Source organism: Rhodococcus sp. ACPA4, assembly GCF_002300185.1.
GTDB lineage: Bacteria > Actinomycetota > Actinomycetes > Mycobacteriales > Mycobacteriaceae > Rhodococcus_F > Rhodococcus_F globerula.
This window is the reverse complement of record NZ_NSDY01000001.1, coordinates 4,987,291-5,011,257: the sequence shown is the minus strand read 5'-3', so window position 1 is coordinate 5,011,257 and position 23,967 is coordinate 4,987,291. Positions and strand designations below refer to the sequence as shown.

Sequence of the window (23,967 nt, the reverse complement as noted above, 5' to 3'; positions counted from 1 at the left end):
GAAGATAAGGTGATTTCATGGCTTCCGAACCAGACTTCGCGCACAACGACATGGCGAGCCGTAGCCGACGCGAGAAGGCAGTCGGTCTCGCCAAGTTCGCCTGGGATCGCGGAATCAGCAGCGCCGAGCTACTCGACATGCCCGACGATCGACTGCGCAAACTCGCGCGTGCGGCCGACGCGAATCCTCCGAGCACGCGGGAGACCTGGACCCTCGCAGCCGGTCTCATCGACGAGAAGGATCAGTGGGCAGCGGCGCATCCTGATCGCGCCGAGGCGCAGCGCACGCACGCCGACGAGAAGATCATGTGGGTGAAGAAGCCTATCGAGCCGTGGCTTTAGCACTTCGTTCCTCGAGGCACGCCAGGACGCGGGCCGCGTTCTTCTCCAGGACAGCCGCGTAGATATCGATGTCACCGCTGTCCGGGGTTCCGCTGAGTACCGAGATCGCAAGAACGTCACCCACCGAGTAGATCCCGTGATTGAACGGACTCCGCGGCGACACGTACGGAAATGACGCAGTCGACACGATCTTCGACGTGCCGAGAGTCATGACGGCCGGTCCACGATTGACGCTGCTCGCTACAGTTCCCAGTTTCGGATCCGCCGACAATTCAGGTTTGACCGCAATAGCCGGAAGTTCGTATTGCAGTGCACGTACGGCCCGATATGCGTCAGGATATTCCGCTTTGCCGTGGTTGTTGTTTGTGGTGATCACGGCAAGACGTTCCGCAATATCTTGTTTGTCCATCGCCAAATCGACGTGATAGCAACCCATGTGATTTTGTCCGCGCACCTCTGCCCCTGCGGGGGCGCCGGACATCACCTGCATCGAGCGTGGACTCTTGTCACCAAAATATTCTTCCAGTGACAACGAGATGATCGTCTGTGCGATAGCCGTCACTGTCACGCCTGGCCACTTTTTCTTGGCTTCTCGAATCGCCACCAGATCGAGCATGATCGCGGAAGCCGAACGCTTACCCGTAAAGGTCACGGCACCACCACCGGAATCCGGTGCGTCGTATTTCCGGGTTTCCGGCAGAGCACGAAATGCGCGGACATACCGGCGCGGAGTTCCGAGGAGTCCTTTGACGGACGACCACCACGGGTTCGGCGCCGTGAGTTCCGGAATGAAGTCGGGTAAATGCTTCGACGAGAACAGGTCGTGAACAATCGCGTTGTACACATGCCCGTCACCTAATGCGTGCGAGCCCTTGAGGATCACCACCGTTGCTTCACCCTGCACCCCTGGGGCATCACGAACACCTCGAACAACGTGCAATCGCCACAGACATTCGTAGGGATCGACGATCCGTGCGGCAATGTCGGCGAAGTATTCGAAAACACCTTTCCACGAGGATATTTCGACATTGTCTTCGACATGCTTGGTGATATCGAAAGGTTCGGTGTCGATCCAATAGGGAAACCCGAACCCGCCGGGAACTGTGGTCACGGTCCACCGCAATTGTGGGATCCTCGACGCGCGTGCACCGAGAAACTCGAGTAGTTCCTTCTTGTCGAGCGGAGTCGAGCTACCCGAATCGAACAGGAAAATCGTCAGGACATCCGTAGAGCGAGTTTCCATATTTGCCGGAATCAATTCGAAATCCACTGAAGTCAGCTGTTTGGCAGGCACGACTAATCTCCGATCCAGCATTATCGAAACAAAGCGGGCATGCAAAGGGTAAACAACCACTACCCGCTTCGCGAAATGCTCGCCCGATCGTTTACACCCCGGCGACGGTTTCCTTTGCCCAACGGTAATCCGCTTTTCCGCTCGGTGAGCGAAGGATCGCCGGAACAAGAACGATCGAACGGGGAATCTTGTACCCCGCCACATGAATCCGGCAGTGCTCAGTCAGGGCGTCTGGTTCCACATCTTCGAACCCAGGCCTGATCTGGACAACCGCAGCCACTTTTTCACCGAAGCGCGCGTCGGGTGCACCCGCCACGAGGGCGTCGAAAACCGCTGGGTGAGTCTTGAGTGCCTGTTCCACCTCTTCGGGATACACCTTCTCTCCGCCCGAGTTGATGCACATGGAACCGCGTCCGAGCAGCACGATCGTGCCGTCCACTTCCATCGTTCCCATATCGCCCAGGACTGCCATCCGTACACCGTCGACAACGGGGAACGTCGCGGCTGATTTCTCCGGATCGTCGAAGTAGGCCAGTGGCACATGCCCCGCTCGTGCGATGTAGCCGACGGTATCCGATCCCGGTTCGATCCGACGGAATTCCTCGTCGACCAGAATCATGTTGGGGTTGGACCGAATTCGCTTCGTTCCGTCCTCGCCGAATTCGACGACGCCGTCGTTACCGGATTCGGAGGCACCGAACGCATCTTTGATCACCAGCCCGGGAATTCGAGACTTCAACTCTTCCTTGAGGTTCGGCGAGAACAGCGCGCCGCCGGATCCGATCAGTTTCAACGAAGAGATGTCGTACTTACCGTCAGCCGCGGCGATCGCATCGGCGATCGGACGAGCGATCGCGTCGCCTACAACAGTGATGCCGGTGATCTTCTCGGCCTCGACGAGCCTGAGCACGTCGAGGGGGTCGAAGCTCCGGGTCAGGACTCGCGGCGCTCCCATCAGAAAGGCAGTGAGCAGCGAGTAGATGGCAGCACCATGCATGAGCGGTGGAATAAGCAGCAGCACAGTGGGATTGGTATTCGCAATCGCCGCATCGACCACTTCTTCGAGACTACGACGCGGCGGTCCGCTGAGGTTGGCTCCGGACAGAGCAGCGAAGAAGAAGTCTTCGTGCCGCCAGACAACCCCCTTGGGCATCCCCGTAGTTCCGCCGGTGTAGATGATGAAATGATCATCGTCTGAGCGAGTCTCGAAATCCCGGACGTCGGACGCTGCGGCCAGTGCAGTTTCGTACTCGTCGCCGACGATGAGAACGTGGTCGATCTCGGGGCACTGCGGTACAACGCCCAATGCAATCTCCGCGAATTCGTCCTCGACCAGTAATGCCACCATCTTCGAGTTGGTATAGACGTACGCAAGTTCGACGTCGGTGTAGCGGAAGTTGACGTTGATCGGAACGGCCCTGATCTTCATGCAGGCCAGTAGCGCTTCCACATATTCAACGCAGTTCCTCATGTGGATTCCGACGTGCTGCCCCGGTTTGACGCCGACGGACTGAAGGTGGTGCGCCAATCGGTTGGACCGTAGTTCGAGTTCCCGATAAGTGAGGCGCCTTTCCTCGAGAATCAGCGGTGTTCGATCGGGAATCGCATCGGCAACGGCCTCGAACAGATCGGCAACGTTCAGGGTCATCGGGTTCCTCACGTGTCTTCGCTCACAATTGGCAGGTCTTTCGCGAAGCTAACACTTTTACCGAGTCGCCGAATGCAAAATGCGGAGTAGGTTCCGTTAGTCGGAATCAGCAATGTTCGCCCCGAGACCAGCTAAAAGTGCCCAATGCCACAAGCGTAGCCTTGCCTAATGCTCACTCGTACTTCATTCCGGACCCGCACATCGGTCCGGATCGCCATGGTTGCGCTGGCGACAGTATTTGCAGCAACAGCCTGTGGAACTTCCGACGCCGGAAGTAACGCCAACGGAAACACCGACGTCGCGACCGGCGGCAAGCTGTTCAGCACCGCCGACACGGAAACCGCGAAGCTCGGTAGTGACTCCGCTCCCGGCGAGTTCCCGCGCACCGTCACACATGCACTGGGCGAGGTCACACTCGAGACGAAGCCGACCCGCGTCGTCGTCCTGGACAGCGGAGAGTTGGACGAAGTCCTCTCACTCGGCATCACCCCGGTCGGTATCGCCAGCCCGGAAAGCGCAGCCGGCCAGCCGTCGTACCTCGCCGACAAGTTGGTGGGCGTCCCCGATGTCGGCACCACCAACAATCTCAACCTCGAAGCCATCACCGCACTGAAGCCCGATCTGATCCTGGGCAGCAAACTGCGCCAGGACAAGCTGTACCCGCAGCTGTCCGCGATCGCGCCGACGGTCTTCAGCATCCGTCCCGGATTCCCGTGGAAGGAGAACTTCCTCCTTGCCGGTGACGCGCTGGGCGAAGAGACGAAGGCCGAGCAGATCCTCAACGACTACCAGACCCATGCCGACGAGGTCCGCGCATCGATCGACGGTTCCCCGACCATCTCGCTGGTCCGCTTCATGTCCGGCAAGCTGCGTCTGTACGGAAACCTGTCCTTCATCGGCGTCATTCTGAAGGACGTCGGACTCCCCCGCCCGGCAATCCAGGACATCGACGAACTGGCCGTCGAGGTCAGCCCGGAAACGATCACCCAAGCCGAGGGCGATCAGATCTTCTACTCCAGCTACGGAAGTCCCGCTGACACCGGTCAAACCACCGTCACCGCCGGCCCCTTGTGGGCAACGATGGACGCCGTCAAGGACGGTCGCGCCAGCGAAGTCAGCGACGAAACCTGGTTCCTGGGTCTCGGCCCGACAGGCGCCAACTTGGTTCTCGAGGACCTGCAGGCCAAGCTCGGAAAGTAGTTACGACAGAAGACGGCGAGGGGAATTGCTATTTCCCTCGCCGTTTTTTTTGATTCGGCCGATGGCTACAGTGTTCTCGTGCCTCTTCTCGGTCCAGAAGATCGCTTGCCCGGATGCCCAAAGCGCATTCTCGTAGCGGGAACATCCGGTTCCGGAAAAACGACCTTGGCCTCCCGAATTGGAACGCTTCTCGGCATCGAACACGTCGAGATCGACGGTCTCTATCACGGCCCGAACTGGACACCGCGAGAGCAATTCCTGTTCGACGTCACAACATTCAGTTCGGCGCCGCGGTGGGTGACGGAATGGCAGTACCGGTCCGTTCGCGATCTACTCGCCGATGAAGCGGATCTTCTTGTGTGGCTGGACCTGTCGCGCTGCACCGTGATGCGCCAGGTTATCGTTCGGACGGTACAGAGGCGGCTGGGGCGAAAAGTCTTGTGGAACGGCAATATCGAGCCACCACTACACACGTTCTTCTCCGACCGAGATCACATCGTTCGCTGGGCCTGGAACACGCACCGTACGAGTGCACTCCGGATCGCGGCACTGCGAGATCGGCGACCGGACCTCACGATTGTCTGCCTACGGACCCATGCCGACATCGAACGGTGGATCGCGGGACCGCTGCAAACTAGGGCGTGAACCGGTCGACTCTCCGGAGTCGAGCGGCATTTTTGTTCAGCGATTGTCTTGCTCGAGGTGTTCGTTCATCGTCGAGTGCAGGTCGACGAGAAATTCCTCGAATCGACTGAGCAGTTCAGGCGGGTATTTCTCCATCATGGCGTCGAGTCGTACGGCGAGTGGTCCGAAGAACTCGTCAGCCAGGTCCTGCACATGCGCACTGCTGTGCAGCGTGACCACTCGACGGTCTGCATTCTCGCGGGTCCGGACGATATGTCCCGCCTTTTCCAGGCGGTTGAGCAACGCGGTAGTGGCGCCCGACGTCAGTGAGATCCGCTCTCCAAGACGTGCGGGTGAGAGCGGCGCACCTTTCTCCTCAGCCGCGGTGATTTCCATCAGAGCAGTTGCGTCGGTGGAATGCAGACCAAGCCACGACGCGAATCGATGGCTGAATTCGGTGAACGTCGCACCGTACGCGCGGAATTCATCCATCAGCCGCTCCCGCTCCACGGAGATGTCGCGCGGTGCTTCCACCTCGGTGATCCCACCTTTCCTGTGCCAGACGGCGGCCGGTCGAGCCCAGCGCGCACATTGACAACTTACCGTCCCAAATATACCTTCATCGTGAAGTTACTTCACAATGGAGGTTTATTCATGAACATCTCACCCACCACCCGCAAGTGGTTGGGCCTGATCGCCATTGCACTCGGCGTGGCACTGATCGTCGTCGACACCACCATCGTCAACGTCATAGTCCCCTCGATCATCGAAGATCTCGGAATCAATTCCGTTCAGGCTCAATGGATCCAAGAGTCCTATGCAATCGTGTTCGCGGCACTCCTGCTTCTGGTCGGCAGAGTTGCCGACCTGGTCGGCGCCCGTCGCGTCTTCATCGCCGGTGTCGTCGTGTTCGGCGCAACGAGCCTGCTGGCCGGACTGGCACCGAACGGCGGCCTGCTCATCCTGGCGCGATTCCTGCAGGGCGCCGGCGCGGCCATGATCCTGCCCACCTCACTGTCGCTTCTGAACGCGATGTTCACCGGCAAAGCCCGCGGCCAGGCATTCGCAGTGTGGGGTTCCACCATCGGTGCAGCTTCCGCCCTCGGCCCATTGCTCGGCGGCTGGCTTGCCGAACACGCTTCGTGGCGTTGGGCATTCGGGATCAACATTCCGCTTGCTGCGCTCATTCTCGTCGGCGCAGTGCTGTTCATCGCTCCCTCGCCGCGCACCACTGGGCGCATCGACGCCACCGGAGCGGCACTGTCCATCGCCGGCCTGGGCATGCTGGCCTTCGGCCTCGTCGAGGGACGTACGTACGGGTGGCTGACCACGAAGCAGCCCTTCGAACTGTTCGGCCTGTCATGGTCCAGCGGACCGTCCCCGGTTCTGATCGCGCTAGTTCTCGCCGTCATCTCGCTCGGCGCATTCGCCTACCGGCAAACCATGCTCACCCGTAGTGACGATCCGTCGCGGGCACTGATGGACGTGCGGTTGTTCTCCATCTCGTCGTTCCGCAACGGCAACATCGCGACGCTGATCATCGGACTCGGTGAGTTCGGAATCGTTGCGGTGCTTCCACTCTGGCTTCAGTTCACGCTTGGATACAGCGCACTCCAAGCCGGACTCGCCCTGGTCCCCATTGCCATCGGCAGCTTTGTCGCCAGTGGCGCCAGTTTCGGACTGGCATCGAAGGTCTCGCCGTTGGGCTTGGTCCGTATCGGCCTGGCTCTCGAAGCGCTCGGCCTCGCTGGTCTCGGATTCATCGCTGCGACAGACAGCCCCTGGTGGACCATTGCCGCAGTGCTGTTCTTCTACGGCATCGGCGTCGGATTCGCGACGGCGCAGGTAACCAACGTCGTGCTCGAGGAAATTCCCGAACAGAGCGCCGGTCAAGGCTCCGGCATTCAGAGTGCGTTCCGCCAACTCGGATCCGCACTGGGTATCGCCATCCTCACCACGGTCTTCTTCAGCACTCTCAATTCCACTCTGAACAACGACCTCACCGAATCCGGTGTCGACCAAGCTCAGGCCGATCAGTTGACGCGGGCGGTCACCGACAGCGCCGGCGCGGCCATCGACTCGCTGGCCGGCTCGCCGAGCACTGCCTTCGTTGCCGACGCAGCCCAATCCGCAATGACACATGGCATCACACTCGGCGGATACCTTGCGGCCGGATTTGTTGTAGTTGGCCTGATCGCCACGGCACTCATCCCGAACAAGCCGTTCTCGTCACCCGAGCAGGAAACGAAGGCAGCAGCGGACGTCGGCTGACGCAGAAAAACTTGCACGGTGAGACTCAGACAGACGGCATGAACCGGTCGATGAAGGTGTTGCTGAAGACTCGGTGCGGATCGAATTTGTCGAAGGTCGCGAGGGCGGCGTCCCAATTTCCGTCACCGCCCGCCCGGAAGGTGGCAGGGATTGTGCGCGTGAGGAATTCGTCGTCCTGATAGGCGGCGTCGTTGGTGAATGCCCAACCCTTCGACCATTCGGGCCGGAAGGTGGCGTAATCACCGGAGTAGTTCGCGACCATCCACCGTTCCATATCCCGAAGGAACGCCGGCAAACCCGGAGTTCCGGGAATGGACACCACATTCATCCAGATGGCGGTGTCCCAGTCGTCGCGATCCGACCGCGGCCGCACCGCCGATAGATCCGGCACGCCGGCACTGTCCACCAGGACTTCGCCGTTGTCGTCGACGCCGCACAGGCGCACTTCGAAGGGCATGTTCACGGGATACTGCCCCATCGATGCGAGGTGCGTCATCCGCTCGTTCAACCACGTTGTCATCTCGTGGATGACACGGGCGATGTTGGAACGCTTCGTGATGACCGCACCGCCGCCCGCGACAACTCGCACCGTGGTGTGTCGCAGATAGAACAGCACGTCCTTGGACCAGCCCCACAGGTCGTCGGTGTCCGTGAGCACCAATCCGGCTGCAACGGCGCCGAACTGGGAAGCGCCGAACAGCGGCGTAGCCGCTTGCAATCCCTTGGCCACCATCCCGAGTGGGGTGGTGACTGCTTCGGGGAGTGCATCGGAGAAGAAGTAGTTGTACGGGCCGTGCACTTCCCTCGACTCGGGCGGTTTGACCGGCGTCGGTGTCCAGATTTTCAGCCACGGCGTGGACGTGAAGGGGAACCAGATAGCTTCGACGCGTCCGGACGCTTCGACAAAGCTCTCGTAGGTGCGACCCGGCGATCCTGGCGGTGCAAAGAGTTCCTGCCACGGGATATCGGTGAAACTCTGGCAGCGCAGCCGGTAGTTCTCGCCGGCTTGCAGGGTGACGGAGGTGACGAATGTGCGCCCGAGATGGGTCAGAAATGCCGTGCTCTCGACATCGGAGCGGGCGAATTCGCGAAGCGTGTAGCTACCCGAACTGCTGTCCCACACCACGACGGTCATGGCCGTGATCAGGTTGCTCAGTGATCCGAACGACTGTCCGGGGGTAATGGTTTCTCCCGCTGCAGGATAGGTTGCGCCGTGGGCTCCGATTGCGAGCGCGCCGGCAATGGACAGATCCCCGATGGCCGGAGAGTTGGCCCAACCCAAGCCATGGTCCTGCAGCGCCGTGAGGATCGACTCGATGCTGGCACCGGCACCGGCGGTTACGACGGATTGCTCTCCGTCGCTGTGCACCTCGACGGAATTCAGGTGAACCATTGTGTCCACCAACAGCACTCGATCCACTGGTGCACCCGGGACCACTGTCAGCGGGCTCCACCCGTGCATCGTGCCGCGAGCGCGGACGGTGTACCCGTTGCGGTGCGCCCAGTTGGCAAGGGTCACCACGTCATCGGAGCTGCGAGCCGTTGCCGTCCACACACGATCGAGAACGATCTCCTTGGACCAGTTGGCGTAGGCCTGTTGGGAAAGCGGGATACCGGCCGGGAAGTCGGGCGGCGGGGCGAGGGTGGATTGTGGGCCCCATGGCACCGCTCCGGCCGGCGACCAGGTCAGGCCTGCGAGCGCAGCGGCGCCGACCCCGGCCGCCAGGAATCCCCGCCTGCTGACGGATCCGGCGTTGGATGGTCGATCCACTGCGCTTTGATCTGCTGAACCGCTGCGTTCCACGGACTACTCGTCTCTGCCGAATCGGACTTACGTTAGAGATGAACCTAGAACAAGTTCCATTACGATGCCAGTGGTTCCGTAATAAAAGGTTACGGAGTCGGTGAGAACACCGCATAGATGGCTTCGGACGCACCGTCGAACGCACCGACGATCAGCCAGACAGTGAGGAGCGTGAGCGCCGGGCCGATCAACACCTTTTCGAGGTTGCCACCCGCGCGGATCGACAGGAACGACGGAAGTCGCTGTTCCCACCATCGTTTGCCACCCAGCGGAATGAGCGGCGCAAGAAACGGCACGCCTTCCTTGGTGATGGCATCACCCAGACAATGCGTCGCACATCCGAGCGCAACTGCGACGCCCAATCCGGTGGACCCAGCCTCGCTCGGATACTGCTGCCACGTCACCGCAGACAGGACCAGCGCCAACGCGGAGACGACCAGCCAGCCCTTGTCCTTCGCAAAGTCCCCCGCGAGACCGCGAATCGCCAGCCCCAGACAGAAGAACAACGTGATGATGATTGCGGGCTTTCCGAACTGGACAACCAGCGCGGAAACGCCGGCGCCCAACCCGGCCGCAAACAAAGCCGTGTGGGTGAGTGTCCGGTGACCACCACGACGCTTACCGTCCTTCTTGCCTTTGGTGATCCGATAGAAGGCAACCGATATCGCGTCCACACCCTGCGCCAGTGCCTTGCTCAGTGGCCCGAACGACCGGGAAACCGTCGACTGGCTCGTGTCGAGATCCGGCAGCAACGCAGCACCCGCACACACCCCGGCAAACGTCAGGGTTTCGGCAGTGGAGGTAGGCCCACCCCAGTCGAGGGGCAAGAGTTCGGCAACCACCAGACCCACAGCAGCACCGGACATCGCGTGGGTGGGGCCCATGACCATGAAACACAACACCTTTCGAAACGCGCCCTGCGTCGAGTCCATCGGACTCGACCCAAGACACCACACACATGACGCCGACGGCGACGGCCTCGGCATGCTCGCCGAGACCGCCACGAACGTAGCAAGTGCTACCGACAGACTTCACCGTCGTCGTTCTCGAGTTCAGTACGGTCGTACCGTTCCCGGTCAAAACGGTTCATGCGTAGTTCCTTTCACGTGTTACCCCGCTGAGTCCTTTCGCGTGTCACCCCGCTGAGACCTTTCGCGTGTCACCCCGCTGAGTCCTTTCGCGTGTCACCCCGCGGCGACAGCGCAAGACAGAGCAACCCCTTCAACCAGCGGAGCGACGCCCGCCACGTCGAGTACCTCTGCCGGAACACCCTCGATCGTCGGGGCCCACTCGACGGTCGGCAGCGCCGGCATTCCCTCACGTGCAATGAAGATCGCAGCTTCGCTCGGTACTTCAATCGTGAGCGCCGCTGTACCGGCCTCCTCCGCGCGCACAACCTTGCCCTCGTCGATGAGCTTCTGCAGCTCCTCGTCGGAAATCGGCGTCGCGGCACCGCACGCTACTTCCGCTGCCACACCGGCTTCGGACGGAGCAGTCGCGATGGATCGCACGGCCACCGGCGATCCATCGGCAATGGGGTTGGAAGCCCAGGCGATTCCCGGAGTCACGGCCAGCCCGAGTACCGCCATGGACGCCACCACCACGCCGGTTCGCCTGGCTCGCTTGCCGTTCACTGTCAATCGCGTCATCGTTGTTCTCCTTGATCGAACGTTCTCGAATTCTCGGCGCGGTCGCATCCGAGAAACCCGAGGCTATGAAGCCAACCCTGCAGATCTGTTGTCGGTTTCTTAGGAGTTGATGAGAAAGCGGTGGCCCTCGCTCGGCGCGAGACCGTCGACAGAAATCCGGTGGCACTATGGCTGGGGTGAGTACACGCGAGCGCATCCTGATCGTTGACGACGACGCAAAGGTACTGAATTCGCTTGAACGTGGACTGCGACTGTCCGGCTTCGACACGGCAACAGCGGTAGACGGCCGTTCTGCCTTGGCCTCGGTGAGCAAGCAGTGCCCGTCTGCCCTCGTTCTCGATGTCAACATGCCCGGCCTTGACGGTGTCGGGGTAGTGACAGCCTTGCGGGCGATCGGCAACGACGTTCCGATTTGTGTACTCAGCGCCCGAAGTTCGGTGGGTGATCGCATTGCCGGGTTGGAGGCGGGCGCCGACGACTACCTCACCAAGCCTTTCGAGTTGGCGGAGCTTGTTGCCAGACTGCGCGCCTTGCTACGACGAACGACGCGAAGCGCCCCGACTCTCGATCACCCGATCACGGTGGGACCTCTGACGGTGGATCTCCGCGGTCATCGCGCCCATATCGGCGGCCGGCGAATCGAACTCACCAAACGAGAATTCGACCTGTTGTCCGTCCTCGCCGAGCATGCCGGCGTGGTGCTGAACCGCGCACAACTCCTGCGACTCGTCTGGGGCTACGATTTTGCCGCCGACACCAATGTCGTCGATGTGTTTGTCACCTACCTACGCAAGAAACTCGAGATCGACGGTGCACCTCGGGTAATCCACACAGTCCGCGGGGTCGGCTTCGTCTTGAGGGCCGAACGGTGAAGCGGCCGCTGTCACTGCAGACCCGAGTAGCCATCGCGTCGGGCCTGGCCGCCGGCATCGTCATTGCCGCGATCGGAATTGCGTTTGCGGTCTTCCTGCGCGTGGGCGGCTCCGAACAACTGGAACGCACTCTCGATTCGGTCACTCTCGGCATTGCGTCGAGTTCTCCGGCTGCAATTCTGTTCGAGTCACCCACCGCAACAACACAACCGCTCGTAGTCGACCCCGGCTTCAATGCCACGGGCATCAGCGCGTTGGCTACTACCGAGGTCCGCAGTCGAGATGTGCTCCTCCCGGGCGACAGCGGAGCTGCACTCGCCGTCACCATCCCCGAAGATCCACTCGCGCAGGCAATCCGCGAGCAGCAGTTCCAGGTGGCGGCTGCGGCAGTGGTCGCGATTCTCGCCGCGGCCGGGCTCGGTTGGTTCCTCACCGGCCGAGCTGTCCGCCCCCTGCAGCAATTAACCGAGACCACCAGTTCGATCGGCAGCAACCTCGACGTCGAAGGACTCTCCCTCCGGGCACCGTCAGTCCGTGGGACGCGCGAAGCCGAGGAACTGTCCGAAGCAATCCACAGCATGCTCAGCCGGATCGAAAGCGATCGAAGCCGCACCGAGGAAGCGCTGGAGTCGGCACGCGATTTCGCTCGCGTCTCCGCTCACGAGCTGCGTACCCCGCTGACGTCGATGCGCACCGATCTGGAAGTTCTCGCGACGCTGGACCTCACGGAAAGTCAACGCCGCGAACTGGCCGGCGAGTTGTTGGAGGCGCAGCGCCAGATCGAGCGCACCCTCACCGATCTGGAAACACTCGCCCTGGGTGACGTGGCCGATCCGAAGGACTGCGCCGACGTCGATCTCGTGGAGGTAGCCGATCGCGCCGTCGCAGATGTCGCTCGACTGCACCCCCAGGTCGCCGTCCGTTTGAAAGCGCCGGACGAGCTTTCGGTCCAGGCATTTCCCGCAGGCATTCGTCTGGTGCTGACCAACGCCGTCACCAACTCCGTCCGGCACGGCCACGCCGACGCGGTCGAGATCACCGTCCGAGCCGGGGTAAGCACGGGATCCGCCACGATATTCGTCGACGACAACGGTGCCGTCATAGCCCCGGCCGAGAGGGAAGCGATGTTCGAACGCTTTGTTCGCGGAACCGGCGCAGGCGAATCCGGGAGCGGCCTCGGACTTGCCCTTGTCGCTCAACAGGCTCAATTGCACGGTGGCAGCGCACGACTCGACGCAAGCCCTCTCGGCGGAACCCGATTGACCTTCTCCATCAACCCAATTCGACGTGCAGGGCCTCCAACAGCGGTTTTGCAGCCTCGTCGAAAAAGCGGTCTTGCGTATCGCCACCGATCTGCACCAGCGCCACATCGGTGAAGCCCGCATCCTTGTAGGCTTTGACCGCTTCGACGATCGCGTCCAGATCTGGACCGCACGGGATGTTTTCTGCCACATCTTCTTTGCGGACGAACTGCGACGCGGCAGCAAACCCGGCCGGGGTCGGCAGCTCGGAGTTGACGGGCCAGCCGAGGCCGAACCATCGGAATTGCTGATGCGCCCTGGCGATGGCGACGTCTCGATCGTCATCCCAGGAAATCGGAATCTGACCGATTGCCGTGCGCGCCGGAGGAAGTCCGAACGCGCGACCATGAACATGCTTCCATTGATGAACGAGCCGCGAATCAGGTTCCACACCGATCAGATCGTCCGCCATCGGCCCGAATCGCTCGACGGACTTGTCACCGGACATCGCAATCGCGAGTGGGACAGGAATTTCGGGCAAGTCCCAGATACGTGCCGACTGAACGTCGAAGTACTCACCCTTCCAGGTCACCAGATCTCCGGAATGCAGCGCCCGAATGATGGCAACCGCTTCCTCCAGCATGTCCATCCTGGCATCGATCGACGGCCATCCGTCACCGACCACATGCTCGTTGAGACACTCCCCGGTCCCTAATCCGAGCGTGAACCGCCCGTCCGCGAGTATCTGCACCGTCGCGGCCTTCTGAGCGATCACCACCGGGTGATAGCGAATACTCGGACACGTCACATACGTCATCAGATCAACCGATCCGGTGGCGTGCGCAATCGCTCCGAGAACGGACCAGGCGTACGGGGCGTGCCCCTGTTCGGTCAGCCACGGCGAGTAGTGATCACTCATCACCTCGAAGTCGAACCCGGCCTGCTCGGCCCGAACCGCATGTCGGACCAGGTCCTTTGGCCCAGCCTGCTCCGTCATCAACGTGTAGCCGATACGCATCATGGCCGATCATCTCCTCAACCCGAGTGCCGAAAGGGCTGCGCAGTGCCGAATTGGCCGCACTGACAGTCCTACGACTCGACTGCCCGCCGAAGCCTCAGTCGAAACAGTCTCGGCTGGCGCGGATCATGGAATGTACGTGAAAAGTGAAGGAGAATCGTCGTGGATTTTGTCGTCGAATTCATTCTTGCAACGCTGTTCTACTGGTGGGGGCTGCTCTGAAACGAGAAAATGCGGGCCGCTGCAAGGAGTTGGATTCCCTTGCAGCGGCCCGCATTCTTACGTACGAGGTTGCCTCTTACTGACCGGCGCGCACGCCTTCTTCGACGCGCTTGCCCAGATCGGCGTCCACGTTCTTCCAGTACTCGAAGACGCGCAGCAGAACTGCTTCGCTTACTCCGGCACTTGCGTGACCGACGATGTTGCTCACGAGGCGCTCACGCGCTGCGTCGTCGAGGACCTCACGGACCAAGGTTCCGGCCTGAGTGAAGTCGCCGTCCTCAGCGTGCTCGATGTATCCGGCGCGAACTGCTTCACCGTCGAACGACCACAGGCCTTCGTCACCGGCAACCGACGGATCGGCGTGCGGTCCGCCATATGAGTTCGGCGCGTACACCGGCGTCGACGGCGAGTTGAAGCTGTAACGCATGGCGCCCTCCTTGGAGTAGGAGTTCACCTCGTTCTTCGGTGCGTTGACCGGCAGATCGGCGTAGTTGGTGCCGATGCGGTAACGATGAGCGTCGGCGTAGGAGAACACACGGCCGAGGAGCATCTTGTCCGGGCTGAAACCGATGCCCGGCACCACGTTCGACGGCTCGAACGACGCCTGCTCGATCTGCGCGAAGAAGTTCTCCGGGTTGCGATTGAGAGTCCACTTGCCGACCTCGATGAGGGGGTAGTCCTTCTGAGACCACACCTTTGTGAGGTCGAACGGGTTGAAGCGGTAGCCCTCGGCCTCGTCGACCGGCATGATCTGAACGTTCATGGTCCAGCTCGGGAAGTTGCCGGCTTCGATTGCGTTGTACAGATCCGCGCGGTGGTAATCGGGATCGCTGCCGGCGAGGCTGTCTGCCTCGGCCTGCGTCAGGAACTCGATGCCCTGATCGGTCTTGAAGTGGTACTTCACCCAGAACCGCTCACCGGCGGCGTTGACCCACTGGTACGTGTGCGAGCCGAAGCCGTCCATGTTGCGCCACGTCTTCGGAATTCCGCGGTCACCCATCAGCCACGTCACCTGGTGCGCGGATTCGGGACGCAAAGTCCAGAAATCCCACTGCATGTCGTGATCGCGCAGACCCGAACCCGGCAGACGCTTCTGCGAACGGATGAAGTCGGGGAACTTGATTGCGTCCTTGATGAAGAACACGGGAGTGTTGTTGCCGACGAGGTCGTAGTTGCCCTCTTCGGTGTAGAACTTCATGGCAAAACCGCGCGGGTCGCGCCATGTGTCCGGAGAACCCTGCTCACCTGCAACGGTCGAGAAACGCACCAGCGACTCGGTCTTCTTCCCGGGCTGCAGGAACTTGGCCTTGGTGTACTTGCTGACGTCGTTCGTGATGACCAGTTCACCAAAAGCGCCGCCGCCCTTGGCATGAACGACGCGCTCCGGGACGCGCTCACGGTTGAACTGGGCCAGCTTCTCGATCAGGTAGTGGTCGTGAAGCAGGACCGGTCCCTGAGTACCTGCAGTCAACGACTCGTCGTCGCTGGCTACGGCAATACCGAAGTTGTTCGTGGTGGGCTTGGTCATGGCGAAGCCTCCTAAAAGTCAAATGGGCTGTGCGGCAATATGGGCCGTACTGCTAGCGGGCTGCATCGTGATTCTGTGAAACCGCGTCGGAAACAATGCCCGACTCGGCAGAACTCTTCAGGCAATCGTTGCAACGGCCCCAGAACACGACCTCGGCTTCATCGATCTCGAAGCCGTGATGGTCGGACGGTTCAAGGCAGGGAGCTTGGCCGACAACACAATCGACGTCGACGACCTTGCCGCAGCTACGACAGACGAGGTGGTGATGGTTGTCCCCAGTTCTCGTCTCGAATCGTGCGGGTGAACCCGCAGGCTCGATGCGTCGTAGCAACCCTGCGCTTACGCATGCCTTCAGCACGTCGTAAACGGCCTGGGTGGATACGGATCCCAACTGTTGCCGCACCTGCGCTGCAACAGAATCTGCGTCCGAATGCGGTTGGGCTGTAACCGCATTCAGAACTGCAAGACGAGGCGCAGTGACTCGCAACCCGGCCGCACGCAGTTGCGCCCGGAGGTCGAGATCCTGCCCGTCATCTTGCATGGTTCCAGTATGCGCCTTTTCTGGAATTAGTCAAGAAAAGGGTTCCCTAACCAAATAAGTGACGCGGCTCATAACCTTGGCCAGGGAACAAAACAGCTCGGGCGTCCGTTGATCACTCCGTCGGCGCCCGAACAAGCCCCGGGCCCCACCCCATTGTCGCTGCGAGCGACCTACCGCCGAGAGGCGCCTGTGGGGCGTCGACGCCGAAGGCCGTACAGCGTTTTGCTGTACGGCCTTCACCTGTTTCTCGGTCTAGACGCGCTTGGCGGGGCCCGTCCTCATCTTTCCGTCCGTGATGACAATTCCGTGGTGCGAGCCTGCTAACAGCCAGTTCGGCAAGGTCGATCCCTCGGATTCGACGTCGACGCGCGCGTAACGGAATCTGCCCGTGAGCCGCGCCGACGCGAGAGCCAACCGACCACCCTCGGTGGGTTGCGCAAAGCCCAGAGCTCCTACGATGGGCAGGCGCGGCCCCTTTGCCCGCGCAGTGGTGTTCACCTGCCAACCGTCCCCCTTCGCAGCCACACGGCCCAGGACATCCCCGTCGAACTGCGCGAGAACCTTCGGTAGTTCCCAATGGGTGCGGCCACCGTGCACCGAAGATTCCGAATCCACCGCGATGAAGGGCACCGCCATCCGAGGCATCGGCCCGATCCGCCTACCCGGCGCCCGCAGGACCGGACTCGCCAAGATTTCTCGATACGGCCCCACCGGAGAGTCCAGATAATCGACCATCATCGCCAAGGTCATCGGGATAGTTCCGCCCTCCGGCCCGAGTTCACGTGCCGCCGACGTGCTCCGATGCCACCACAACGTGGCCCGCACCCGCGCCGGCCACGGCGGCGGATCACTCGCCGGCCAGTCCGTGCGTTCGCTTGCAGATTCAGGGACGCTCCACATCGGGCACCTTCTCGGTTGGAAAAATCAGGGGAAGTCTCAGGGCGCCCGAAGCATGCTCGGGCACTACCGGATTGGACGGCGGCGTCGGGACGAGCCGAACGTACGGATCACCTACAGCCGGCCGGGCGTCATCTCCGCCGGCGTTCGGCCACAGCGCGCACGCCCGCTCAGCTTGAGCGGTGATGGTCAGCGAGGGGTTCACACCGAGATTGGCACTCACCACCGAGCCGTCCATCACGTGTAACCCGTTGTGCCCGTAGGCGCGCAGATAAGGATCTACCACGCCGGTCGACGGCGAATCACCTATCGCGCACCCACCGAGGAAGTGTGCCGTCATCGGAATATTCACGATTTCGGCGATGGAACCACCTGGATCACCGTCAATCTTCTGCGCAACTTTACGAATAGCAGTGTGACCTTGTGGAATCCACGTCGGTAGCGGATCACCGGGGCCGGGGCGACTGGTCAGAGAACGCCCGAACCTTCTTGTGTTCTTGGACAGTTCGAGCGAATTGTCGTCCGTCTGCATGACCAGCGCGATGACAGTCCGCTCGGACCAGTTCCGCACAGATAAAGACCGGGCAAATGCGCTCGGGTGACGTGCGGCAACTGCCAGCGTCTTCAGGACTCGCGGCACCTTGCCGCCGCCGTCGCTGAGAACAGTCTGCAGGAGACCTATTGCATTGCTGCCCTTGCCGTATCGCACGGGTTCGATGTGCGTGTGATCGTCCGGATGGAACGACGACGTGATCGCAACGCCCTGCGTGAAATCGCGTCGACGGGACTTCGATGTTGCCGCAAGCACCGCTTCGGAATTGGTGCGAACCACAGTGCCCAGTGCATTCGACAGATGCGGCAGCGCTCCGGATTCCTTCATCCCGAGCAACAATCGCGCTGTCCCGTAGGTACCAGCAGCCACTACCACCTGGTCGGCGGTGAAAATCTGTTCGCGCTTTCGAATACCGTCGGTCCGGCGCGCGAGAAGTTGATACCCACCGCCCTTGCGTGGCCGAAGTTCCCGCACAGTGGTCAGCGGATGAACTCGCGCCCCGGCATGTTCGGCCAAGTGCAGATAATTCTTGACCAATGTGTTCTTCGCACCGACACGGCACCCCGTCATGCAGCCACCGCATTCGGTACACCCGGTTCTCTCCGGTCCTTTGCCTCCGAAGAACGGATCGGGCACCGACACTCCGGCGTCCCCGAAGAAGACGCCAACAGGGGTAGACGTGAATGTCTCGCCCACACCCATTTCTTCCGCGACTTCCTTCATTACGGCGTCGGCGGGCGTGAACGAAGGGTTGGTTCGCACCCCGAGCATTCGTTTCGCCTGGTCGTAGTACGGCGCCAACTCGTCATGCCAGTCGGTGATGTGCGCCCATTGACGATCCTCGAAGAACCGCTTGGGCGGCTGATACAAGGTGTTGGCGTAGTTGAGTGATCCGCCACCAACTCCGGAACCCGCCATGACCAGCACATCCGGGAGCAGGTGAATACGTTGAACCCCGTAGCACCCGATCCACGGTGCCCACAAGTACTTTCGCAGACGCCAGCTGGTTTCGGGGAGCTCGTCGTCGGCGAATCTGCGACCAGACTCGAGCACTCCGACGCGATAGCCCTTCTCCGTCAGACGAAGAGCGGCAACGCTACCGCCGAACCCCGACCCGATGACTACGACGTCGTAGTGCGTTGCCGTCATGCCTCGACGCTTTCGATCTTCCGGGCCGAGTAGTTCTCCCGATCGAAATTCCCCAGCAGAGAACGGAATGTGAAAGTGAACGTCGGCCACTGCACCGAGTTACGTCCCTCCGCATCGATGTACCAACTCGAGCAGCCGCCCTTGTTCCACACCGTGCGCTTCAATTCGTGCTGAATTCCCTTGTTGTACTGCACCTGTACCGACTCATTGACGTCGAGGGTGTCGAGCCCCTCCCGCTTCATGGTGTTCAACGCGTCGTTGACGTACTCGGCCTGAGACTCGAGCATGTACACGATCGAGCTGTGGCCGAGGTTGGTGTTGGGACCGTACATCAGGAACAGATTCGGGAAGCCGCTGACCGTCGTTCCCTTGTACGCGCTGGGGCTACCGTTCCACTGTTCGGCCAGCGTTGCACCGCTCCTCCCCGTTATCAGTTGTGCGACAGGTGGTTCCGTCGGCGTGAATCCCGTCGCAAAAATGATGGTGTCGACTTTGTGCTCGATTCCGTGCCCGTCGACCACTCCGTCTTCGGTGACCGAGACGAGCCCACTGTCGACTAGGCTCACGTCCGCCCGATCGAGAGTTCGCAACCAGTCGTTGGACAGGAGCATTCGCTTGCAGCCGATGGTGAAATCGGGGGTCAGTTTCCGGCGCAACCCGGGGTCTTTCACCTGCCGACGCAGGTGCGCCTTTGCCACCATCTCGAAAGCCGGTAAAACCCAGGTGGCATGCGACATCGCCGCACCCAACGCTTCCCGAAAGCCGTAGACGGTACCGCGAACAGCCTTCTGCGCAGCGGGGACCTTGGTGTACAGAGCCTTTTGAATTGGGGGGAGTGATCTATCCGCACGCGGAATCACCCAGGCAGGAGTTCGCTGGAACACGGTGACATGAGTTGCCTCCTCCACAATTTCGGGAACGAATTGCACCGCCGAGGCGCCGGTACCGATCACCGCGATGCGCTCGCCGCGCAGGTCGTGCTCGTGGTTCCACGTCGCGGAATGGAAAGTGGTACCGGAGAATTGGTCAAGACCGGGAAAGTCGGGAACCTTGGGCGTGGACAGCGCTCCGGTCGCAGCGACCAGAGCCTTCGCCGTCAACGCTCCTTGGGACGTCTGTATGTGCCACAGTGACATTCCCTCGTCCCAGATCGCGGCCTCGAGTTCGCAGTTCAGAACCACTCGATCTCCGACGCCGGTATCGGCGGCCACCTTCTTCAGGTAGGCATAGATCTCGGGCTGACGTGCAAAGGTATGACTCCAGTCTGCGCTCGGGGCAAAGGAATACGAGTACAACGCCGTCGGCACATCACACGCACAACCGGGGTAGGTGTTGTCTCGCCACGTGCCACCGACGTCGGCGGCTCGCTCGATCAACACCACATCCGCTGCCGGGTCATCGCGAAGAACTCTGGCCGCCAGACCCATACCGGCGAATCCGGCACCGACGATCAGTGTTTCGACATGTTCGGGAAGTTTCACTTGTTCTCCACTCGGGATTGCCAGGCCGGTAGCAGCCGCGCGCGCAGCGCTTCGTCGGCTTCCGGGGTACGGAACAGGGCTGACACCGCAAGCCCTCGGACAAGTTCGACAGTCAATTCGACTGCCTCGGAGTCGAAGCGATCACCGAAGACTTCGGCGCTACCGAACTCGAGCGCCTCACTCACCTTGCGCTCGAGTGGCACAGTCGCCGCATGCAGTGCGGGGTCGGTGCGCGCCGCCACCCACAGTTCGAGGGCTGCATAGAACAGTGGACCGGAAAACGCGTCGGCCAGTATCTCCAGTCCGCGGCCACTGTCCACCTCTGCCGAAAGGATTTCCGCCAGCCGTTTGTCCACCAGGTATTCGACAGCGGCGACGACCAGAGATTCCTTGGTCGGGAAATGATGGAGCTGAGTACCGCGGGATACACCCGCTCGCCGAGCGATCTCCTGGGTGCTTGTCCGCGCGTAACCCAGTTCGACCAGCGATTCAATGGCTGCGTCGAGTAGTCGCCCACGCATCGTGGCTGTACGTTCTGCCTGCGTACGGCTTACTTTCACATCGGAAGTGGTCTCGGTCACATGATGACTGTAGATCGAAAACATAAAACAGTCCAGGCTGACTTCAAATAAACTTTCTCAATCAGTACCATACGGTATAGTATGGTTAATCTCGCGACTCTGCTATCAGGCGGTGACATGACAGCAAGCGATCGAACCCCTACGGCATTCCCCTATTGGGAAGGCATACAAAAACCCGGAATTGCTCGCGCACGCACAATCGTCAAAAAGCTGACCGGTGCCGACATCTTCCCCACTACCGAACAGGCACAACAGTTCTGTAATGATCTCTTCACTGGAGATCCCGTCGCCGAACGATTTGTCGACGAGGTCTATCGCGGCGAGACCGGGGCGAAAACCGGCCGCGCCATGCTCGAAACCGCCCTTACCCATGGCATCGACGCCGTGCCGGACGCTCCGGAATCCATGCGCGCACTGTTCGAGGAATTCGAAACGGTACCGGACTGGGTTGATCCGGCGCTGGTCGAGCAGGGCGCTGCAATCTGGCGGCGCTGGGGCACAATGCTGTTCAGTTTCGCAGGAGCGGAAACACTGGAAATCTACACCGAATCCGCAGTTGCCACGCCGCTCTCCCTCGCCGGCGGGTATGCGGGCGACAACGCATTACGCCGGTTCCTCGAAACCTGCCGATTCTGGATCGACGTATCCCAACCGGGAGCACTTCTCCAACCTGGATCTGCCGGTCGCGCAACAGCTCTCAAGGTTCGCGTGATGCACGTGTCCGTGCGGTCGCGAGTAGCCAATCACCCGGAATGGGATACCTCGAAGTGGGGGCTTCCTATCAGTCAGAGCTACATGCTCCTGACTTTGATCGCCGGCAGCGTCACCCCTGGCCTCGCACTGTGGACACTCGGCTACCACACGACGCCGTCCGAGATCCGGGCTCTGATCCACTTCCAGAAGTACATGGGACACCTTTTGGGGGTGCGCACCACGTGGTACCCGGAAACTGCCACGGATTCCCTACGCGCACTGGCCATGACGATCGTGTCGCGGTCCTACGACTCCGGCAAGCACGGCAGTGAGTTGATCGAGAGTTACCCGAAGGCTTTTGCGCCACGCGACGGCCACCGCGGACTCACCCGGCTACGAGAGGCGTACAACTTTCGCATCAATTCGGTGTACGCCGCGATGTTCATGGCCCCTGGTACACGGCGCAAGTACCGGATGCCCGGTGTCATTCCCTGGCTATTCATACCCGTCCTGAGATTGCCACTCATCACCGCGATGGAATTGATCAGGCGCTGCGTCCCCGGAACCGGCGCGATCGTGGAAAAGGTGATGGTCAAGCACCGCGAGAACTGGTACCAGGCTCAAATGAAGGGCCGCGAGGCCGAATTCGATGCAAGTGGCGCACTACGACGATAGGAGTCGCTCGATGACGACAATGAATATCGTGGAAGCGTGGAACGGACCGGGACGCAAAGACGGTGAGATCACTCGAACGCACCCGAGCGACAACGGCGCGCATCCATCAGACAACAAGTTTGCTTTCGAACACTGGTACTTCGACGCTCACCTCGACAGTGGGCACATCGTGGTTGCGATGCTACAACTGCGCGAACTCGTCAATCGCAAACCCGGAATCGAAATCCATATCTATTCCCCGGACGGTACGCGCCGGGAAGTCGTCAAGCCGTATTCCTCCGCCGACGTCAGTGCATCAACGGACAAGTGCGATGTTCGGATAGGCCCGAACAGCGCTGTAGCCGAATTCGATTCGGGAGACCTGCCGGTACACAGAGTGCATCTCGAAGAAGAAGACATTGTGTTCGATCTCGAATTTCGCAACGAGGTACCGAGTTGGATGCCCGGACGCGGACAGACCACGTACGGGGACACCGAGTTCTTCGCCTGGGTTGTCGGCGCACCGCGCGCCTCGGTGACGGGCACCGTCACTATCGGCGGCGCCACACTCGATGCCCGTGGTCGCGGCTATCACGACCACAACTGGGGCGTCGGGGACATGAAGCGGATCATCGATCGCTGGTACTGGGGGCGGTTGTATGTCGACGACTTCTCACTGGTCTACGCCACCGTGCACACCCAGAAGAAATACGGCGAGCACTGGTCGCTGCCGCTGATGCTGGCCCGCGGTGACAGTGTCGTTCTGAGCAACGGTGAACTGGAAATGACCGAAGGGCCGACGGTCTTCCACGACGTCGCGAATCGCTCGTTTCCGTCGACGCTGCGTCTGCACATTCCGGGGTCGGTGGATCTCACGCTGACGGTGCGCGAGGTAGTTCATGCGCACGATTTCCTGGCTGACGTTCCGGTAGCCCGAACCCGACTGGTCAAGCCCGTACTGAATCGACTTCTCGGCCGCCCCGGATATTTTCGTTTCCGTTCCGACTTCGTTCTGAAGGTGACGATCGACGGAGAAATGATCGAGCGGACAGGATCAACTCTGCACGAGATGGTTGCGCTCAAATGAGCGATGAGGCATTCGAGTGTGGACGTTGCGCCATCAGCTTTCCTGCGTCAGCAGCGTGAAGATTTTTCGGAGCTCGGCGCTGGTGGGCGTCGGGAGACTGCCTCGGCCGTGAACGAATCCGATTCCGGCATACACCAGAGCACCTGCCCGCAGGCGCGCACCTTCGGCGTCAAAATTCAACTCCAACAGTGCTTCCTGGATGATATCGAAGATTCGTTGATCGAGCTGACGTACGGCCTCGGCTACTTTCTCGTCACTTCGTGCCCATTCTCGCACCGCGATTTCGACGGACCAATTGCGCTCGTCGATCAGCAGTTGGGCCATCATCTCGAATCGCTGCTCCACCGGAATTGATTCGACGGACGCGAGCCCTCGCACAGCGTCGTTCTGTGTGCCGCACCAATAGTCGGCCATCGCTTCCATCAGCGCGCCGAGATCGTCGAAATGCCAGTAGAAGCTGCCTTTCGTGACTCCGAGTTCGTCGCACAACGTGGAAATCTTGACCCCGGAAACCCCCTCTCGCACGAGAAGATCAAAGGCCGCGTCGAGCCAACTCTCGACGCTCAGACGGTTGGCCCGCGCCATCAGCGCAGGCCGTTCTCGCGGGCGCGTTCAGTTC

Annotated in this window: 22 protein-coding genes; 8 read left to right on the top strand and 14 right to left on the bottom strand. The window is 61.0% G+C overall.

Annotated elements, in window-relative coordinates:
• Positions 1 to 17: 17 nt before the first annotated feature.
• Positions 18 to 341, top strand: coding sequence for a hypothetical protein (locus CJ178_RS22945; protein WP_095887743.1), 324 nt, complete (start codon positions 18 to 20; stop codon positions 339 to 341).
• Here the strand turns inward: CJ178_RS22945 and CJ178_RS22940 are convergent.
• Both CJ178_RS22940 and CJ178_RS22935 read right to left on the bottom strand, forming a co-directional pair.
• Complete coding sequence (locus CJ178_RS22940; protein WP_179300800.1) at positions 322 to 1,635, bottom strand: wax ester/triacylglycerol synthase domain-containing protein; 1,314 nt, start codon at positions 1,633 to 1,635, stop codon at positions 322 to 324. The two genes, CJ178_RS22945 and CJ178_RS22940, sit on opposite strands and share 20 nt — an antisense overlap.
• A gap of 91 nt (positions 1,636 to 1,726) precedes the next feature.
• Positions 1,727 to 3,283, bottom strand: a complete 1,557-nt coding sequence (locus CJ178_RS22935) for an acyl-CoA synthetase (protein ID WP_095887741.1) — start codon at positions 3,281 to 3,283, stop codon at positions 1,727 to 1,729.
• Between the two features lie 168 nt (positions 3,284 to 3,451).
• Between CJ178_RS22935 and CJ178_RS22930 the strand changes: the two genes are divergently transcribed.
• Both CJ178_RS22930 and CJ178_RS22925 read left to right on the top strand, forming a co-directional pair.
• Complete coding sequence (locus tag CJ178_RS22930; RefSeq protein ID WP_095887740.1) at positions 3,452 to 4,483, top strand: ABC transporter substrate-binding protein; 1,032 nt, start codon at positions 3,452 to 3,454, stop codon at positions 4,481 to 4,483.
• Between the two features lie 78 nt (positions 4,484 to 4,561).
• The gene (locus tag CJ178_RS22925; RefSeq protein ID WP_095887739.1) at positions 4,562 to 5,128 is read left to right on the top strand and encodes an AAA family ATPase; all 567 of its coding nucleotides are present in this window, start codon (positions 4,562 to 4,564) and stop codon (positions 5,126 to 5,128) included.
• 36 nt (positions 5,129 to 5,164) lie between these two features.
• Here the strand turns inward: CJ178_RS22925 and CJ178_RS22920 are convergent, their stop codons facing one another.
• Positions 5,165 to 5,599 carry a MarR family winged helix-turn-helix transcriptional regulator gene (locus tag CJ178_RS22920; RefSeq protein ID WP_230590308.1) on the bottom strand — a complete coding sequence of 145 codons (435 nt, stop codon included), beginning with the start codon at positions 5,597 to 5,599 and terminating at the stop codon, positions 5,165 to 5,167.
• Between the two features lie 162 nt (positions 5,600 to 5,761).
• Here CJ178_RS22920 and CJ178_RS22915 point away from each other — a divergent pair, with 162 nt between their 5' ends.
• Positions 5,762 to 7,378 carry a DHA2 family efflux MFS transporter permease subunit gene (locus tag CJ178_RS22915; protein WP_095887738.1) on the top strand — a complete coding sequence of 539 codons (1,617 nt, stop codon included), beginning with the start codon at positions 5,762 to 5,764 and terminating at the stop codon, positions 7,376 to 7,378.
• 25 nt (positions 7,379 to 7,403) lie between these two features.
• On the opposite strand, the gene CJ178_RS22910 is transcribed toward CJ178_RS22915, so the two are convergent.
• From CJ178_RS22910 to CJ178_RS22900, 3 genes are all read right to left on the bottom strand, one after another.
• Positions 7,404 to 9,149, bottom strand: coding sequence for a cholesterol oxidase substrate-binding domain-containing protein (locus tag CJ178_RS22910; protein WP_257013329.1), 1,746 nt, complete (start codon positions 9,147 to 9,149; stop codon positions 7,404 to 7,406).
• A gap of 122 nt (positions 9,150 to 9,271) precedes the next feature.
• Complete coding sequence (locus CJ178_RS22905; RefSeq protein ID WP_033235971.1) at positions 9,272 to 10,072, bottom strand: metal-dependent hydrolase; 801 nt, start codon at positions 10,070 to 10,072, stop codon at positions 9,272 to 9,274.
• Between the two features lie 294 nt (positions 10,073 to 10,366).
• Positions 10,367 to 10,831, bottom strand: a complete 465-nt coding sequence (locus CJ178_RS22900; RefSeq protein WP_033235913.1) for a hypothetical protein — start codon at positions 10,829 to 10,831, stop codon at positions 10,367 to 10,369.
• Between the two features lie 167 nt (positions 10,832 to 10,998).
• Here CJ178_RS22900 and CJ178_RS22895 point away from each other — a divergent pair, with 167 nt between their 5' ends.
• On the top strand, positions 10,999 to 11,703 hold the full coding sequence (locus CJ178_RS22895; protein ID WP_033235912.1) for a response regulator transcription factor: 705 nt from the start codon (positions 10,999 to 11,001) through the stop codon (positions 11,701 to 11,703).
• On the top strand, positions 11,700 to 13,079 hold the full coding sequence (locus tag CJ178_RS22890) for a sensor histidine kinase (protein ID WP_095887736.1): 1,380 nt from the start codon (positions 11,700 to 11,702) through the stop codon (positions 13,077 to 13,079). The genes CJ178_RS22895 and CJ178_RS22890 overlap by 4 nt, the downstream gene beginning before the upstream one ends.
• On the opposite strand, the gene CJ178_RS22885 is transcribed toward CJ178_RS22890, so the two are convergent.
• The 7 genes from CJ178_RS22885 to CJ178_RS22855 form a co-directional block, all read right to left on the bottom strand.
• A complete protein-coding gene (locus tag CJ178_RS22885; RefSeq protein ID WP_033235910.1) occupies positions 12,976 to 13,965 on the bottom strand; it encodes an LLM class F420-dependent oxidoreductase in 990 nt (329 codons plus the stop codon). The genes CJ178_RS22890 and CJ178_RS22885 overlap by 104 nt on opposite strands.
• Before the next feature lie 295 nt (positions 13,966 to 14,260).
• The gene (locus tag CJ178_RS22880) at positions 14,261 to 15,712 is read right to left on the bottom strand and encodes a catalase (protein WP_095887735.1); all 1,452 of its coding nucleotides are present in this window, start codon (positions 15,710 to 15,712) and stop codon (positions 14,261 to 14,263) included.
• A gap of 52 nt (positions 15,713 to 15,764) precedes the next feature.
• Positions 15,765 to 16,253 carry a Fur family transcriptional regulator gene (locus tag CJ178_RS22875; RefSeq protein ID WP_033235908.1) on the bottom strand — a complete coding sequence of 163 codons (489 nt, stop codon included), beginning with the start codon at positions 16,251 to 16,253 and terminating at the stop codon, positions 15,765 to 15,767.
• A gap of 252 nt (positions 16,254 to 16,505) precedes the next feature.
• Complete coding sequence (locus CJ178_RS22870) at positions 16,506 to 17,153, bottom strand: hypothetical protein (protein ID WP_095887734.1); 648 nt, start codon at positions 17,151 to 17,153, stop codon at positions 16,506 to 16,508.
• A complete protein-coding gene (locus CJ178_RS22865; protein ID WP_095887733.1) occupies positions 17,137 to 18,852 on the bottom strand; it encodes a GMC oxidoreductase in 1,716 nt (571 codons plus the stop codon). The genes CJ178_RS22870 and CJ178_RS22865 overlap by 17 nt, the downstream gene beginning before the upstream one ends.
• The gene (locus CJ178_RS22860; RefSeq protein ID WP_095887732.1) at positions 18,849 to 20,333 is read right to left on the bottom strand and encodes a flavin-containing monooxygenase; all 1,485 of its coding nucleotides are present in this window, start codon (positions 20,331 to 20,333) and stop codon (positions 18,849 to 18,851) included. The genes CJ178_RS22865 and CJ178_RS22860 overlap by 4 nt, the downstream gene beginning before the upstream one ends.
• Positions 20,330 to 20,854 carry a TetR/AcrR family transcriptional regulator gene (locus tag CJ178_RS22855; protein WP_230590310.1) on the bottom strand — a complete coding sequence of 175 codons (525 nt, stop codon included), beginning with the start codon at positions 20,852 to 20,854 and terminating at the stop codon, positions 20,330 to 20,332. Before CJ178_RS22855 ends, CJ178_RS22860 begins: the two co-directional genes overlap by 4 nt.
• Positions 20,855 to 21,031: 177 nt before the next feature.
• Between CJ178_RS22855 and CJ178_RS22850 the strand changes: the two genes are divergently transcribed.
• On the top strand, positions 21,032 to 22,282 hold the full coding sequence (locus CJ178_RS22850) for an oxygenase MpaB family protein (RefSeq protein ID WP_095888108.1): 1,251 nt from the start codon (positions 21,032 to 21,034) through the stop codon (positions 22,280 to 22,282).
• Between the two features lie 10 nt (positions 22,283 to 22,292).
• Complete coding sequence (locus CJ178_RS22845; protein WP_095887731.1) at positions 22,293 to 23,348, top strand: lipocalin-like domain-containing protein; 1,056 nt, start codon at positions 22,293 to 22,295, stop codon at positions 23,346 to 23,348.
• A 33-nt stretch (positions 23,349 to 23,381) separates the two neighbouring features.
• Here the strand turns inward: CJ178_RS22845 and CJ178_RS22840 are convergent, their stop codons facing one another.
• Entirely contained in the window at positions 23,382 to 23,933 is a 552-nt protein-coding gene (locus CJ178_RS22840) for a TetR/AcrR family transcriptional regulator (protein WP_033235901.1), read from the bottom strand.
• Positions 23,934 to 23,967 lie beyond the last annotated feature (34 nt).

What these genes read in the sequence shown, in the direction of transcription:
- CJ178_RS22855 (WP_230590310.1), bottom strand. Translation starts at nt 20,854, where the DNA reads ATGCGTGGGCGACTACTCGACGCAGCCATTGAATCGCTGGTCGAACTG.
- CJ178_RS22930 (WP_095887740.1), top strand. Translation starts at nt 3,452, where the DNA reads ATGCTCACTCGTACTTCATTCCGGACCCGCACATCGGTCCGGATCGCC.
- CJ178_RS22845 (WP_095887731.1), top strand. Translation starts at nt 22,293, where the DNA reads ATGACGACAATGAATATCGTGGAAGCGTGGAACGGACCGGGACGCAAA.
- CJ178_RS22870 (WP_095887734.1), bottom strand. Translation starts at nt 17,153, where the DNA reads ATGTGGAGCGTCCCTGAATCTGCAAGCGAACGCACGGACTGGCCGGCG.
- CJ178_RS22840 (WP_033235901.1), bottom strand. Translation starts at nt 23,933, where the DNA reads ATGGCGCGGGCCAACCGTCTGAGCGTCGAGAGTTGGCTCGACGCGGCC.
- CJ178_RS22885 (WP_033235910.1), bottom strand. Translation starts at nt 13,965, where the DNA reads ATGATGCGTATCGGCTACACGTTGATGACGGAGCAGGCTGGGCCAAAG.
- CJ178_RS22915 (WP_095887738.1), top strand. Translation starts at nt 5,762, where the DNA reads ATGAACATCTCACCCACCACCCGCAAGTGGTTGGGCCTGATCGCCATT.
- CJ178_RS22905 (WP_033235971.1), bottom strand. Translation starts at nt 10,072, where the DNA reads ATGGTCATGGGCCCCACCCACGCGATGTCCGGTGCTGCTGTGGGTCTG.
- CJ178_RS22865 (WP_095887733.1), bottom strand. Translation starts at nt 18,852, where the DNA reads ATGACGGCAACGCACTACGACGTCGTAGTCATCGGGTCGGGGTTCGGC.
- CJ178_RS22920 (WP_230590308.1), bottom strand. Translation starts at nt 5,599, where the DNA reads ATGGATGAATTCCGCGCGTACGGTGCGACGTTCACCGAATTCAGCCAT.
- CJ178_RS22850 (WP_095888108.1), top strand. Translation starts at nt 21,032, where the DNA reads ATGACAGCAAGCGATCGAACCCCTACGGCATTCCCCTATTGGGAAGGC.
- CJ178_RS22945 (WP_095887743.1), top strand. Translation starts at nt 18, where the DNA reads ATGGCTTCCGAACCAGACTTCGCGCACAACGACATGGCGAGCCGTAGC.
- CJ178_RS22875 (WP_033235908.1), bottom strand. Translation starts at nt 16,253, where the DNA reads ATGCAAGATGACGGGCAGGATCTCGACCTCCGGGCGCAACTGCGTGCG.
- CJ178_RS22880 (WP_095887735.1), bottom strand. Translation starts at nt 15,712, where the DNA reads ATGACCAAGCCCACCACGAACAACTTCGGTATTGCCGTAGCCAGCGAC.
- CJ178_RS22900 (WP_033235913.1), bottom strand. Translation starts at nt 10,831, where the DNA reads ATGACGCGATTGACAGTGAACGGCAAGCGAGCCAGGCGAACCGGCGTG.
- CJ178_RS22895 (WP_033235912.1), top strand. Translation starts at nt 10,999, where the DNA reads ATGGCTGGGGTGAGTACACGCGAGCGCATCCTGATCGTTGACGACGAC.
- CJ178_RS22935 (WP_095887741.1), bottom strand. Translation starts at nt 3,283, where the DNA reads ATGACCCTGAACGTTGCCGATCTGTTCGAGGCCGTTGCCGATGCGATT.